The organism is Planktothrix agardhii, from assembly GCF_904830935.1.
Lineage (GTDB): Bacteria > Cyanobacteriota > Cyanobacteriia > Cyanobacteriales > Microcoleaceae > Planktothrix > Planktothrix agardhii.
Genome location: NZ_LR882952.1, coordinates 3,595,405 through 3,609,030, shown reverse-complemented (window position 1 = coordinate 3,609,030; position 13,626 = coordinate 3,595,405). Strand labels below are relative to the sequence as shown.

The following is a 13,626-nucleotide window of genomic DNA, read 5'->3' as shown; positions in this document are numbered from 1 at the left end:
GTTGACTTTTATTCTAAAGTCTCCTCTCTGCTGGAGTGTCAAGGGGTAATGGAAAATTAAATTTCTAACCGCCTATAACCCGCTAGAATGCAGGGGTAAGAGGACTGTAGCGGTTGTTCCTTGATTAATTTGGCTGTCTAAATAAATTTGACCGTGATGGTTTTCCACAATAGCTTGGGCGATCGCCAAACCCAAACCAGACCCCCCACTATTGCGATGAGTACGAGAGGGATCAACCCGATAAAAACGATCAAAAATATTAGGTAATGCTTCAGTTGGAATCCCAATTCCTGTATCTTTTATTATAACTTGTAATCCTTCAAATTTCAAGAGGGAATTTGATTTTTCCCAAGATTCTGTCATTTTTCCTAATGCAGCTTGTCGCTTGGGTTTGGTTATAGATTTTAATTCAATTTTAATCTCACCCCCAGAAGGAGTATACTGTACCGAATTACTGACTAAATTCGTAAATAATCGCACCAATTGATCCCAATCTCCCTCTAAAGTAAAGGGTTCATTTTCCTGGGAATAATTGCTATCAGAATTGAGAATAATATCCTCAAGATCCTCAATAAAATTTAAGGAAAGTTGGATTCCTTGTTGAGTTGCGATCGCTGTTTGTTCTTCGACTACTTCCATTAATAACCCATCCAAAGGAAGGGAAACAAATTGAGGTTTAACAATCCCGCTATCCTGTCTAGCTAAAAACAATAAATCATCCACTAACCTACCTAAACGGCGGGTAATTCGTTCAATAACTTGCAAGTGTTGTTGTTCAGAACTAGATAAATTAGGTTCAGCTAAAGCCACTTGTACATTAGTTTGAATCATCGCAATCGGACTTCTTAATTCATGGGAAGCATCGGCGGTAAATTGTTTTAAACGTTGGTAAGAATCCCGCACAGGTTCCATCGCTAAACCCGATAAAAACCAGCCAATAGTAGCTACACCAATTAACATTAAAATAGTTCCTAAAGTCAAATCAAAAATTAACTGTTGAATGGGTTTTGTCACTTCAAACCAAGGATGACTAACTCGTAAATAACCCAATACTTGTCGTCCGATTTCTACCCGATCTGTAACTTGTCTTAAGATCGTTTCTGAAACATTATTATCTTCAGAAATATGTACCGTTTCCCCACTGTGCTTAGGATCAACTGGAATATCTAATACTTGAGAAAAGGTAGACCATAATAATTCACCCGTGGGACTAAACCATTCAATATCAATATGATCATCTTCAACGGTATTCAAATTATTTCTAAAACTGGCTTCAACATTGACTTGAAATTGACCTGCTAAAACCGCCGGAGACATGGCGGTCGGCGTCGCCATAGGTTCAATTACTAAAGAACGTTCTACCACTTCTACAACATGATTTAAGGTATCATCAATCCGTTCAATTAAGGTATTTCGCACATAGAAATAAAATCCACTCGCAAATAGTAATAATAAAATAGCGGTAACTGCGGTATACCAAATTGCTAACCGTCGTCGAGTTGCTTGAAACATAAGTTTAAAAAATTTGCTAATCTATAAATAGGTTACAATTATATTTTAGGATAGGGAAAATACAATGATTTTACAAGTTGAAGAAAAAAAGGTCTATTCTCTGGAAGAATACCTCAATTTTGAAGTTAATTCTCCAGAACGCCACGAATATATTGAAGGTGAAATTAGACCTATGACCGGTGGAACTCCCAATCATAATCAAATTACTGGTAATCTCTACGCGACGCTGAATTTTGCCCTCAAGCGTCAACCCTATCGCGTATTTGTTACCGATCAACGTCTTTGGATTCCTGAAAAACGCCTCTATACCTATCCTGATATTATGGTAATTCAGGGTGATATTCAACTCCAAGAAGGGAGAAAAGATACAATTACAAATCCGTTAATTCTTGTAGAAGTATTATCCGCATCAACCAGAAATTACGACAAAGACGAAAAATTTGCCGCCTATCGCACCCTTCCCACTTTTCAAGAATATATTCTCATTGATCAATATAATATTCAGATTGAACACTATTATAAAACCGATCAGAAACACTGGATATTTATGGAGTATAATAATAGCAATGAAACCTTAGTGCTTAACTCGATATCTTTTGAAATTACCGTTGCTGATATTTACGATAAAGTTGAGTTTTAATCCTAAATCCGATCTAAACTTGCTTACGACGTAGGAATAAGCTGTTGTGCATTTAAACTGTATATTCCAGCGAGCGAGGACGCTCGCACTGCATAAGATTCAAGATTTCTGCATGACCAATTTAGATGCTGAACAGCTTAAAACATGATTTAAGTTATTGATTACCGAGTTTGAATTCTATAATTTCATAAATCTATATTTTTTATAACTATATGATAGTATGGTTTTATAGCTTATCCCGCTTCCGAAAGGAGTGAAAAACCATGCTTTTTCGCCAACTATTTGACCCGGAAACCAGTACCTATACCTATTTGATTGCCGACGAAACCACCAAAGAGGCGGTTTTAGTCGATCCAGTATTGGAACAAGTGGAACGAGATTTCAACCTGTTGCAAGAGTTGGGACTGACATTGCGCTATTGTTTGGAAACCCATGTTCACGCCGATCACATCACCGGAACTGGGAAATTGCGAGAACTGACGGGATGTTTGGGGGTGGTTCCAGAAAACGCTATTGTTAATTGTGCCGATCGCTGGATTAAAGATGGAGAAATATTAGAAATTGGAGATGTTAGAATTGAAGCGATCGCAACATCGGGACATACGGATAGTCATAGTGCTTATTTAGTGAATGGCGATCGGATTTTAACCGGAGATTCCTTATTAATTAGAGGCTGTGGACGCACGGATTTTCAAAGTGGAAACTCCGGGTTACTTTACGATAATATTACCCAAAAATTATTTACCCTTCCCGATCAAACCGCCGTCTATCCTGGTCATGATTATCAAGGAAGAACGGTTTCTACTATTGGAGAAGAAAAACAATTTAATCCTCGTTTTGTGGATAAAGATCGAGATAGCTTTATTGAAATGATGAATAACTTAAATTTACCCAATCCTAAAAAAATTGCTGAAGCTGTTCCCGCCAATCAACGGTGTGGAAATAAAGATTAAAGTGATGAGATTTTTGAAGTTTACTTGAAACATCCTATCAAGATGCTGTATGATAGAATAGTTAGGGTTAATCCAAATTACTTAATTAATCAAATCTAAAAATATGGTTAAATCTCTTGGCGATCGCTTACAGTCCATTGATTCTGAAACCTTAAAACAATGGCTAGATCAAGAAAAAATTACTTTGATTGATGTTCGAGAACCTTCTGAACACGCTGGGGAATATATTGCCGAATCAATTCTAGTGCCTTTATCTACTTTTGATCCTAAAAATGTACCATCGGATTCCTTTAAACCCGTGGTTTTGTATTGTCAAACCAGTAACCGCAGTGGACAAGCGGCTCAAAAATTATTGGGGGCGGGATTTCAAGAAGTCATACATCTACAAGGGGGATTAAATGCTTGGAAACAAGCGGGATATCCAACAGTTATTAATAAAAATGCTCCTATTAGTATCATGCGGCAGGTGCAAATTGTTGCCGGGTCATTGATTTTAACCGGGACTTTATTGGGGGCATTTGTTTCTCCGAATTTCCTATTTTTAAGTGGCTTTGTCGGAGCCGGATTACTATTTGCCGGAATTAGTAATACCTGTGCGATGGCAATGTTATTGGCAAAATTACCCTATAATCAGCGTGCGTAATTTAGGAAAAATGCGGGAATATTTTCCGATTTTAGATTGGGGATTAAATTACAAACGAGACCATTTAACCGGAGATTTAACCGCCGGAATTATTGTGGCGAGTTTATTAATTCCCCAGGGAATGGCCTATGCAATACTGGCAGGTTTACCCCCAGAAGTGGGACTCTATGCCAGTATTTTTCCTCAGATTGTTTATGGGTTTTTGGGAACAGCTTCCATGCTATCTGTAGCTCCGGTGGCGGTGGATTCTTTAATGGTAGCAACGGCCGTTAGTGCGATCGCAACCGAAAACACACCGGAATATTGGGGGTATGCTTTAACCTTAGCATTATTAGTAGGAATAATAGAACTCTTGATCGGAATTTTTCGGTTAGGATTTATAGCAAATTTCCTTAGTCAAGCGGTAATTTCTGGGTTTATTAGTGCGGCAGCGATTTTGATTGGATTTAGCCAATTAAAGCATCTTTTAGGCATTAAAATTCCTCAAACTGAATCATTTTTTAGTACAGTTATTCATATTATTAAAGAAAGTCCTAATCTAAATTTAGTAACTTTTAGTTTAGGAATTATTAGTCTAGCATTATTATTATATTTTAATCGCGGCTTAGGAAAACATCTTAAATCCCAAGGAATTCAGGAATCTCTGATTATACCGATCACGAAAAGTGCCCCTTTAATGGTAGTGATCGGTAGTTCAATATTAGTGGGATTATTACATTTAGATCAATTATTTGGAGTTAAAGTGATCGGAGAAATTCCTAAAGGGTTTCCACCTTTTACTATACCTAATTTTGATTTAAACAATATCCAATTATTAGGAACTTCTGCCTTAGCTATTAGTTTTGTTGGCTTTATGGAAGCCTTTTCTGTCGGTCAATTTTTAGCTAGTAAAAAACGCAAAAAAGTTGAAGCTAATCAAGAATTAATTGCTTTGGGAGCCTCAAATATAACGGCTGCATTCACCGGAGGTTATCCGATCACAGGAGGGTTAAGTCGTTCTGTGGTTAACTTCTCCGCCGGAGCAAATACAGCCTTAGCCTCAATCATTACGGCGTTATTTTTGATGTTAACAGTTTTGTTTTTTACCCCTTTATTTTATTATTTACCGCAAACAAGTTTAGCTGCAATTATTTTAGTCGCCGTTGGCAACTTACTCGATTTTGCTACTTTTAAACGGTTATGGAATTATAATAAACTCGATGGAATTACTTGGTTTAGTACCTTTATTTCGGTGTTGCTAACAAGTGCAGAACAGGGAATTATTTTGGGAGTAGTAATTTCTCTAGTTTTACATTTATCACGAACCAGTAAACCCCATATTGCTGTTTTAGGACGGTTGGAAAATACGGAACATTTTCGCAATATTTTACGACATCCGGTAACGACTAGCCCCCATATTTTGGCGATAAGAATTGATGAAAGTTTGTATTTTGTAAATACTAAATATTTAGAAGATTATTTATTAAAACTGGTAACAGAACAGAAAGAAGTCGAATATTTACTGTTAGTCTGTAGTGGGATTAACTCGATTGATGGCAGTGCTTTAGAAACCCTACAACGTCTGATAGAAGATTTACACCAGATGAAAATTGAGTTTTATCTTTCTGAGGTCAAAGGCCCAATTTTTGATCAATTAGAAAAGGTGGGATTTGTGGATAAATTAGGACGCGATCGCATTTTTTTAAGCACCGATCAAGCAATAAAAGAATTATCTCAACGGGTTTCCCTTTAACCCTTAATTGATTTGATAGTGGCATTCCCTGTTCTTTCTGACCTAAACATGGGATAATTTAATTATCTTGTGTTGAAAAGGATGCTGATGCACGATTCTACTGTAAAACCGATCACCCGTAATTTTTCACTGCTTGTGTCCGTACCTGAAATTCATTTGCTTTCCGGTCAGGATGTTTGTGAACAGGAAGGAAAAGTAGCGTTTGGGAGTCAAGATTTTGAAGTTTTTCGTAAACTTGACCAAGACCGAAATGATCGGGTCGTTAAGGTTTTTATCTATGCAACTTTGCAAGACAATCGTTCTTTTATTCCTAAAGTCACCTGGCAAGCCTTATATATTGGTCATTTAGACTCGCGCCGAGGTCGCCATCCCCAAGGGATGAAATATCGTCCAGCTACGGCGGCAACTGATGCTCCAAATTTTGCGATTTTTTGGGAAGTCACCGACCTCAAACCCTTAGATGTTCCCCTGAATATTTCTAATTTTAAAGCCGTTGGTAAAAAAGAAGTCTTTCAATCTCGATTTATTCCAGAAAAACCGTTAATCATTCAATATTTTTAAGATATCTATAAATTTGGTATAAATTTTTCATGAGGTTAATCATGAGGTTAATAATGAATCAGCTTTTTTAACTCTGGCATTATTTAAACACTCTGCCATCAGTGCGATCGCGCAACTACTATTAATCAAAATCTACTACAATTAACTTGTGCTCATAGTCGTACAAGTAACAGCAATGAAAGTAGTAACGTTTAGCGAAGCGAAAAGCCAATTAAAAACGGTGTTAGATCGGGTAGTTGAAGATGCTGACTACACCATAATTACCAGACGCGATGCTGATCATGCAGTAGTCATGTCCCTTGATTATTTTAATGGTTTACTGGAAACGGTTCATTTATTAAAGTCGCCAGCCAACGCTGCTCATTTAGAACGTTCTATTGCCCAATATAGGCAGGGGAAAGCTCTTGAACATCAGTTGATAGATGAGTAATCGCATATTGGCTTGGACTGACGAGGCTTGGGACAATTATATTTACTGGCAAAATCAGGATCGAAAAACTCTCAAAAAAATTAATAAAATTATCAAAATCTGCCCACCTTACCCCTCTATTTCAAGAAAATTTATTCTATAATCTTACTAAGAAGAAATTTCAGAGAAAGAAATCAAATGACTAAATTAATACAAGAAACCTTTGAGCAAATTTCACGGCTTCCTGAAGAGCAACAAAATACTCTTGCAATATATCTACAGAAGCATCTGGATGAATTTTTACAAAAAGCTGAAAAAGAAAAGCGGATTGAAGAAGAAACTTATACGATTTCAGGTTCACATTCGGATTTATTCTAAATTTTTAAGATATCCACAAATTATGTATAAATTTTTCATGAGGTCTATTAAATATTCTCGCTTTCACAAGATATTGTAGGGGCGGGTTTAGCAGGTTTTGGGGTGAGTTTTCTAGGTTGACTCGAACCCGCCCCTACGGGGTTTGATGAAAATTTAGGCGGAAAATGAGATAAACTATAGACAGGTATACTTGATCAGTCCATTCATAATAAATACCGTGTCTCCTCAACCTACAACTACTCCCAACCCCAAAGAACTCGTCGCTTTAGACGATCAGCTTTCTAATCGTTTTATTCATCTAGATCCGGCGGGATATTTTATTATTTATATTGATCGAGAAGCGAGATTAATTTATGCCGAACACTATACCAATGCTATCAACGAAAAAGGATTAGCTGTTGATCCTGAAACCGGAGAACCTTTCCCTTGTACGGGGAGTTTAAAGCGCGAACCCACGGCTATTTTTACTGGAAAAACCGCTAAGGAATTAGGGATTAAAATTACTGAAGAAACCCAACCCTGTCCTATTAGTTGTTTGGATCATGCGTTGTATCTGGGACGGGAATTTGTGCGGGCGGAAATCGCCTTAATTTCTGGGTCTGATTATATTCAAGATTAAAATTAGCTAGAGACGTTGCTACCAACGTCTCCATCCTCTTGATTAGAGATCGCCGCCACGAAAAGCTAGTAAGATAATGACTGCCGGGCCAGCAACCACAATCAGACCTAACATTGTCAACTGTGCAATAAGCTCAAAGTTGATATTGCTCAAAAAACTTGTAATTGCGTCCATTATTCCTCCAAATTTAACGGGTGTAAATATTGACTGTTTGTAAAAATCAACAGTTGATCTTACCAGGCGATCGCACCTTCATTTTAATATTTTTCACAAAACGCAATACAATGACCGGGATATTGAACCCAAAAGCAGTAATCCGGTTTTCTATTCCCTGCGATATAGGATGGAGTGACCGATCTAAGATATAAGGACTAATCTAAGGACAGAATGCGGTAATCGTGGTAAAGTCATGCTGATCAAACCCATTTTAATAAATTCCAAATCACTTGAATGCACATTGCTTGGCTTGGAAAAAAATCACCCTTTTGCGGTAACGTTACCTATTCCCGGGAAATCACTAACGCCCTGTTAGACCGGGGCCATCGAGTCAGCTTTCTGCACTTTGCTCAGGAAGGAACGAACGACCGCAACCCAGAATGGCAACTGGAAAACGGTAACTGGAAAATCTCTACCGAGGACAAAAATGGCAAGGTGACACCCTTTCCCATGACTCAGGAGGTGTCTTTACCCTGTCTGTATAAGTCTCAAGTCTATACAATTCCCACCCTCAGTTCTAGTAAAGTCTTAACCAAATCCCTAAAACGGTTGAAACCCGATTTGGTTCATGCGTCCCTGACTCTTTCACCGTTGGATTTTGTCTTACCTGAAATTTGTGCAGAACTGAATATCCCCCTGGTGGCGACCTTTCATACGCCCTTCTACCACAAATTGCGGAATTTCCAATCGGGGACACAACATTTAACCTATCAAATTTACGCGCCTTTTTTAGCAAACTATGACCGTGTGATTGTCTTTTCCCAAGTCCAACGGGAGATGTTAAACCGTCTAGGAGTCGAAAAACACAGGGTAGCGGTGATTCCTAATGGAGTCGATGGGTCGAAATATTCTCCTGGGCCATCGAGCTTCAAGGAGGAATTAGGGGCGGAACGGGTTTTTGTTTATCAAGGCCGTTTGGCTACGGAAAAGAACGTAGAGTCACTACTCAAAGCCTGGAAGAAGTCGGACATGGGGCCAGGTTGTCTATTGGTCATCGTTGGTGATGGGCCCTTAGCCCCCTCTCTCCAGGCATCCTATGGGCCAGAGGATGGGATTATCTGGTTTGGGTTCATCGGGGATGAAGACCGACGGATTGAAATTTTACGGGGGGCGGATGTTTTTGTTTTACCGTCGATGGTCGAAGGGTTATCAATCTCATTATTAGAGGCGATGTCCTGCGGTACGGCTTGCGTGGCGACGGATGCGGGGGCGGATGGGGAAGTGATGGAAGGCGGCGCGGGAATTATTATGAAGACCGAGGGCGTAACTTCCCAACTACGAACTCTGTTACCGCTATTGCGAGATCATCCTGAAATGATCCCCCTGGTGGGTCAGAAAGCCCGTCAACGGGTTTTAGAACGCTATACCCTGAGTCAAAATATTACCCAGTTGGAACATCTCTATCGAGATTTATTACAGGAACAGCGTTTGCCATTAAGCCATGTTGTTTAATCTGTAGGGGCGGGAGAACCCCGCCCTTGCTCAGTTATTAGTGTCAGAGTTAAGAGCATTGGTGTTATGCGATCGCTCGCAATCAAAAACTAATCGCCACCTTTAATATGGTAGTATTTTAAGTTAAAGTCTTCTGTGTAAATGAAAAACATCTAGGTTATTTATCCAAGTGTTTTTCTATTGCCTGGTATTTAGAGACTCACAAGCTAGATTCAAACTAACTCTCCTCTCTATGGCTGAAACTTACTACTTTATTAAAGACTTAATTAGCGATTTGGAAAGAGGAATGGTTAGAATACCATCTTTTCAGCGAGGTTTCGTTTGGGACACCGAGCGAGTTATCTACTTCATAGACAGTATATATAGAGGTTTCCCTTTTGGTTCTGTTTAATCCATTTATTGATTTTTCATTCCTAAGTCTTCCCTTCAATTATTCCCTCGGCTTCATGAACAATTACCCTCAACTGTTCAATCATATTTTGACTCGCTGTTTGCCAGAATTGGCGTTGATGGGCTTCTAATAATCTTTCTGCCATATCGCGTAACGCCCAAGGATTTTTTTCTTGAATAAATTGTTGTACTTTCTGATCGAAAATATAAGCATTTGCCACCCCTTCATACATGAAATCTTCAACACAATTTGCTGTCACATCATAGGCGAATAAAAAATCAACCGTTGCTGATAGCTCAAAAGCCCCTTTATAGCCATGTCGCATGACTCCAGCCATCCATTTAGGGTTAATAACCCGGGAACGATATACCTGAGAAATTTCTTCTTTTAAAAGTTTAACTTTTGGGTTTTCAGGAATAGCATTATCTCCGAAATAAATCTCAGGATTTTCTCCCGTCAAGGTTCTAACCGCAACGGTCATTCCTCCTTGAAATTGATAATAGTCATCGGAATCTAATAAATCATGTTCTCGGTTATCTTGGTTTTGCAGAACAATTTGCATATTTTCTAACCGATTTTGAAAGGCTTCTGACGCAGAAATTCCCTGTTGATAGCCAGAATTTGTGCTGGTATAAGCGTAACTACTCCAGTTAATATAGGCTGTTGCTAAATCTTGATCTGTTTGCCAGTTTTGGGATTCAATTAATCCTTGTAAACCTGCCCCATAAGCTCCGGGTTTAGACCCAAAAATTCTCAAGCGCGATCGCAAATTTGCCTGTTCAATTGTTAACCCTTCTTGTATCCAAAATTTGGTTTCCTGTTGAACTTTGGCGGCTAAAGGATTTTGATCTTCAGTTTCATCTAAATTAGAAACAGCAATTACCGCCTGATCAAATAGATCAATTAAATTGGGAAAAGCATCTCTAAAAAACCCTGAAATCCTTAGTGTGACATCCACCCGGGGACGACCTAAAATAGAAACTGGTAATATTTCAAAATCAACTACTCGCCGCGAAGGATAATCCCAAACAGGTTTTACGCCTAATAATGCTAAGGCTTCCGCGATATCATCTCCCCCAGTTCGCATTGTTGAAGTTCCCCAAACTGATAATCCTAATGTGCGGGGATATTCGCCATTTTCTTGGGTATAACGTTCAATTAATACTGATGCGGCTAATTCCCCAACTCTCCAAGCAGTTTCTGTAGGAATAGCCCGAATATCAACGGAATAAAAATTACGTCCGGTGGGTAAAACATCGGGTTTTCCTCTTGTTGGTGCCCCCGATGCACCACTCTTGATAAATCGACCGTCTAAACCTTTTAATAGATTGGTAATTTCTTCGGAAGTTCTCAATAAATTGGGTAATAATTTATTCTGAATCCAGTTTAATTCCCTTTGGATTAATTCTGTAGATTTGACCCCCCCTAACCCCCCCTTGGTAATGGGGGAAACTGGAATTGTTATTAAAAACTCTTGTTCCCCCACTTGGCAAGGGGGGGCTAGGGGGGGTAATTCTTCAACAAAAGTAGAAGTTAAAAACTCTTGTTCCCCCACTTGGCAAGGGGGGGTTAGGGGGGGTAATTCTTCAATTAAATTAATCGCATATTCTTCAATAACTGCCACCCCATCCCCAACAGTTCGACAGAATTGATGATTAATAGTTTGATTAATAATTTCCCCATAATCTGATGTTAAAGGATCAAATTCTAACTGCCAATATTGGGCGATCGCGCGAGTTAAACCCAATCGTTTATTGTCAGGATGACGGGCTATAGAAATAATTAAATCCCTTAATTGTTCACCTTGGGGGCATTGCCCAAAAATATGTAATCCATCCCGAATTTGTGCTTCTTTTAACTCACATAAATAGCGATCTAATTCACTAAAGATGGAATCTTGATCCTTTAAAACTGCCTGTTTATTGAGTTTGGGTAAACCCAATTCTTCTTCTAAATTTTCCTGTTGAATTAACTGAATAATTCTTTCTGAAATTAACAATAACCGCGAGGGATCTAAACTTTGGGCTTGATAATATTCATCCATTAACCCTTCTAACTGTTGTAATGATCCATATAATTCCGCACGGGTTAAAGGAGGGGTTAAATGGTCTAAAATTACCGCTTGAGAACGACGTTTAGCTTGGGTTCCCTCCCCTGGATCATTAACAATAAATGGATAAAAATTCGGCAATGCACCTAAAGCTATTTCAGGATAACAGTTTTCTGATAATCCTACACTTTTACCCGGCAACCATTCCAAATTCCCATGTTTTCCTAAATGAATAATTGCATCGGCTTGAAATTGCGATCGCAACCAATAATAAAATGCCAAATAATCCGGTGTAGGTTCTAAATCCGGGGCATGATAATTTAAGTTAGGATCAAGATCATAGCCCCGAGAAGGTTGTATCCCGATAAAAATATTTCCCCGTTGAATCCCTGAAATAGCAAAGCCTTTAGCGGTCTTTTGTTCCTCTTGAAAATGATCTTTCCATCGGTTATTAATAGCAGTTTGAATGGTAAGGGGTAAGGTTAAAAAATAGTCTTGATAGTCTGCAAAGGATAAACTTTGATCAATAGATCGCAACTCCCAACCTTCCGGGTCATTGGTAATTCCTGATGTTAATTGATCAATTAATTCTTCTCCGGTTTCAGGAGAATTTTCTAGGAAATATCCCGCTTTTTCTAAGGCTTTTAGAATTTCAATACAACTGGCTGGCGTATCCAAACCCACTCCATTACCTAAACGTCCATCTCGACAGGGATAGTTAGCTAAAATAATCGCAATGTTTCGTTTTGATGGGGGTTTCTGTTGTAAATTAATCCAATTTTTGGCTAACTCGGCGACAAATTTAATCCGATTTTGCACCGCCACATATCTAACAACATTGGTTTCTAAGGTAGGATGCCAATTTTCAATAGCTTTAAAAGAAATCACCCGACTAATAATTCGTCCATCCACTTCGGGTAACGCGACATTCATCGCAATATCCCTGGGGGAAAGTCCCATAAAATTATTTTCCCATTGTTCTAAACTTCCCCCACTTAAAATTACTTGTAATACTGGAATATCCAAGGAAAATAATGGGGGTTGACTACTATCTTCTGAAGTCGAAGAAATCGAAAAACTGGTGGTATTAATTAATAATTGAATATTAGAATTAAAATAGTTTAAAACTTCCGTTTGTATGTCGGGATCTCGTAGAGAAGAAACAAAAATAGGAATAGGTTTTAACTGATATTCAACTAATGCTTGACATAAAGAATCAATCGGATCTAAATTTCCAGATAAGTAATGAGCGCGATAAAATAGAATCCCAACCCCAGCACTATAATCATCGGATTTTGCCGATTGATTCCACTGATAATAACCCACTTTTGGAATCGTAACTGGCGGAATAATCGGATAATTTTTATTAAAAATATGATTGCCAATTAATAACAGAGCATTGGCAAAATTATCAACTCCGGCTTCAGTTAAATATCGCCAAACTTGATCAACAATTGATAATGATACTGTGGAATGACTGATTAAATCTGGGTCGGGACGATCTTCACCCGGAAGGATAATTAATTGAGTTTTAGTTTTAGTAAAAATGTTTTGTAAAACTTCTAATCCATACGACCAATAGGAACGTCCTCCTAATAGTCTTAAAATAATAACTTGGGCTTTTTCTAAAACAGTTTCTGCATAGTTATCAATGGTTAATTGTTGTTGTAATTGTAATAAATTAGTTACCCGCAACGCCGGAAAATCAGCCGGAAGTTTGGATACCACCGTGGCTAAGGTTTGAATATCCGTATCCGCCGCCGTTAAAAAAATAATTGGTGCGGGGGTTTGTTCAATAAAAATCACTCCGTCTGTATCGGGGTTCCATCCGCCGGGTGTGGCTGCAATTCTGTGCATTTTAATTCAAAAAGTAGGTTTAATTTCAGGTCTCTAAAATTATAAATTCTAATAATTTATATTCTCATTCTAACGGATTTGTTCAATACAATTTGGCATGGATTAGTTGACAAAATTTTAAATTTACATAATTGACTTAAATTCTGTCCTATTATATTATATCATGATTGGAGTGAAAAAGAGTAAATATTTCTTGAACTGTTCCAGCTAATT

General features: G+C 38.3%; 14 protein-coding genes. 11 read left to right on the top strand and 3 right to left on the bottom strand.

Annotation, left to right across the window (positions count from 1 at the left end; translation table 11 throughout):
- Window positions 1–72 precede the first annotated feature (72 nt).
- Window positions 73–1,512 carry a sensor histidine kinase gene (locus NMG88_RS16730; RefSeq protein WP_235751410.1) on the bottom strand — a complete coding sequence of 480 codons (1,440 nt, stop codon included), beginning with the start codon at window positions 1,510–1,512 and terminating at the stop codon, window positions 73–75.
- A gap of 64 nt (window positions 1,513–1,576) precedes the next feature.
- Between NMG88_RS16730 and NMG88_RS16725 the strand changes: the two genes are divergently transcribed.
- From NMG88_RS16725 to NMG88_RS16685, 9 genes are all read left to right on the top strand, one after another.
- The gene (locus NMG88_RS16725; protein ID WP_227397774.1) at window positions 1,577–2,152 is read left to right on the top strand and encodes a Uma2 family endonuclease; all 576 of its coding nucleotides are present in this window, start codon (window positions 1,577–1,579) and stop codon (window positions 2,150–2,152) included.
- 263 nt (window positions 2,153–2,415) lie between these two features.
- Window positions 2,416–3,105 (top strand): MBL fold metallo-hydrolase, encoded by a 690-nt coding sequence (locus NMG88_RS16720; protein ID WP_227350534.1) that lies wholly within the window; start codon window positions 2,416–2,418, stop codon window positions 3,103–3,105.
- Window positions 3,106–3,208: 103 nt separating this feature from the next.
- On the top strand, window positions 3,209–3,748 hold the full coding sequence (locus NMG88_RS16715) for a rhodanese-like domain-containing protein (protein WP_042153957.1): 540 nt from the start codon (window positions 3,209–3,211) through the stop codon (window positions 3,746–3,748).
- A 10-nt stretch (window positions 3,749–3,758) separates the two neighbouring features.
- Window positions 3,759–5,480: a SulP family inorganic anion transporter gene (locus NMG88_RS16710; protein ID WP_254034873.1), complete on the top strand. Its 1,722-nt coding sequence runs from the start codon at window positions 3,759–3,761 to the stop codon at window positions 5,478–5,480.
- An 87-nt stretch (window positions 5,481–5,567) separates the two neighbouring features.
- The gene (locus NMG88_RS16705) at window positions 5,568–6,041 is read left to right on the top strand and encodes a hypothetical protein (RefSeq protein WP_042157411.1); all 474 of its coding nucleotides are present in this window, start codon (window positions 5,568–5,570) and stop codon (window positions 6,039–6,041) included.
- A gap of 175 nt (window positions 6,042–6,216) precedes the next feature.
- The gene (locus NMG88_RS16700) at window positions 6,217–6,471 is read left to right on the top strand and encodes a type II toxin-antitoxin system Phd/YefM family antitoxin (protein WP_026785375.1); all 255 of its coding nucleotides are present in this window, start codon (window positions 6,217–6,219) and stop codon (window positions 6,469–6,471) included.
- A complete protein-coding gene (locus NMG88_RS16695) occupies window positions 6,464–6,613 on the top strand; it encodes a type II toxin-antitoxin system YoeB family toxin (RefSeq protein ID WP_081693770.1) in 150 nt (49 codons plus the stop codon). Before NMG88_RS16700 ends, NMG88_RS16695 begins: the two co-directional genes overlap by 8 nt.
- A 35-nt stretch (window positions 6,614–6,648) precedes the next feature.
- Entirely contained in the window at window positions 6,649–6,828 is a 180-nt protein-coding gene (locus tag NMG88_RS16690; RefSeq protein ID WP_227365709.1) for a hypothetical protein, read from the top strand.
- 217 nt (window positions 6,829–7,045) lie between these two features.
- Entirely contained in the window at window positions 7,046–7,447 is a 402-nt protein-coding gene (locus NMG88_RS16685) for a DUF4346 domain-containing protein (protein ID WP_376786987.1), read from the top strand.
- 42 nt (window positions 7,448–7,489) lie between these two features.
- Here NMG88_RS16685 and psb30 read toward each other — a convergent pair whose 3' ends face one another.
- Window positions 7,490–7,621, bottom strand: a complete 132-nt coding sequence (gene psb30, locus NMG88_RS16680; RefSeq protein ID WP_026796378.1) for a photosystem II reaction center protein Ycf12/Psb30 — start codon at window positions 7,619–7,621, stop codon at window positions 7,490–7,492.
- A gap of 276 nt (window positions 7,622–7,897) precedes the next feature.
- On the opposite strand from psb30, the gene NMG88_RS16675 reads away from it, so the two are divergent.
- Both NMG88_RS16675 and NMG88_RS22735 read left to right on the top strand, forming a co-directional pair.
- Entirely contained in the window at window positions 7,898–9,115 is a 1,218-nt protein-coding gene (locus tag NMG88_RS16675) for a glycosyltransferase family 4 protein (protein ID WP_227350540.1), read from the top strand.
- A gap of 232 nt (window positions 9,116–9,347) precedes the next feature.
- Entirely contained in the window at window positions 9,348–9,506 is a 159-nt protein-coding gene (locus NMG88_RS22735; protein WP_081846361.1) for a DUF262 domain-containing protein, read from the top strand.
- Window positions 9,507–9,528: 22 nt separating this feature from the next.
- Here NMG88_RS22735 and cobN read toward each other — a convergent pair whose 3' ends face one another.
- Entirely contained in the window at window positions 9,529–13,413 is a 3,885-nt protein-coding gene (cobN, locus tag NMG88_RS16670; protein ID WP_254035636.1) for a cobaltochelatase subunit CobN, read from the bottom strand.
- Between the last annotated feature and the right edge of the window lie 213 nt (window positions 13,414–13,626).

Coding starts and splice junctions, on each gene's coding strand:
- NMG88_RS16710 (WP_254034873.1), top strand. CDS start 3,759: ATGCGGGAATATTTTCCGATTTTAGATTGGGGATTAAATTACAAACGA.
- NMG88_RS16720 (WP_227350534.1), top strand. CDS start 2,416: ATGCTTTTTCGCCAACTATTTGACCCGGAAACCAGTACCTATACCTAT.
- cobN (WP_254035636.1), bottom strand. CDS start 13,413: ATGCACAGAATTGCAGCCACACCCGGCGGATGGAACCCCGATACAGAC.
- NMG88_RS16695 (WP_081693770.1), top strand. CDS start 6,464: ATGAGTAATCGCATATTGGCTTGGACTGACGAGGCTTGGGACAATTAT.
- NMG88_RS16715 (WP_042153957.1), top strand. CDS start 3,209: ATGGTTAAATCTCTTGGCGATCGCTTACAGTCCATTGATTCTGAAACC.
- NMG88_RS16705 (WP_042157411.1), top strand. CDS start 5,568: ATGCACGATTCTACTGTAAAACCGATCACCCGTAATTTTTCACTGCTT.
- NMG88_RS16690 (WP_227365709.1), top strand. CDS start 6,649: ATGACTAAATTAATACAAGAAACCTTTGAGCAAATTTCACGGCTTCCT.
- NMG88_RS22735 (WP_081846361.1), top strand. CDS start 9,348: ATGGCTGAAACTTACTACTTTATTAAAGACTTAATTAGCGATTTGGAA.
- NMG88_RS16725 (WP_227397774.1), top strand. CDS start 1,577: ATGATTTTACAAGTTGAAGAAAAAAAGGTCTATTCTCTGGAAGAATAC.
- psb30 (WP_026796378.1), bottom strand. CDS start 7,621: ATGGACGCAATTACAAGTTTTTTGAGCAATATCAACTTTGAGCTTATT.
- NMG88_RS16675 (WP_227350540.1), top strand. CDS start 7,898: ATGCACATTGCTTGGCTTGGAAAAAAATCACCCTTTTGCGGTAACGTT.
- NMG88_RS16700 (WP_026785375.1), top strand. CDS start 6,217: ATGAAAGTAGTAACGTTTAGCGAAGCGAAAAGCCAATTAAAAACGGTG.
- NMG88_RS16730 (WP_235751410.1), bottom strand. CDS start 1,512: ATGTTTCAAGCAACTCGACGACGGTTAGCAATTTGGTATACCGCAGTT.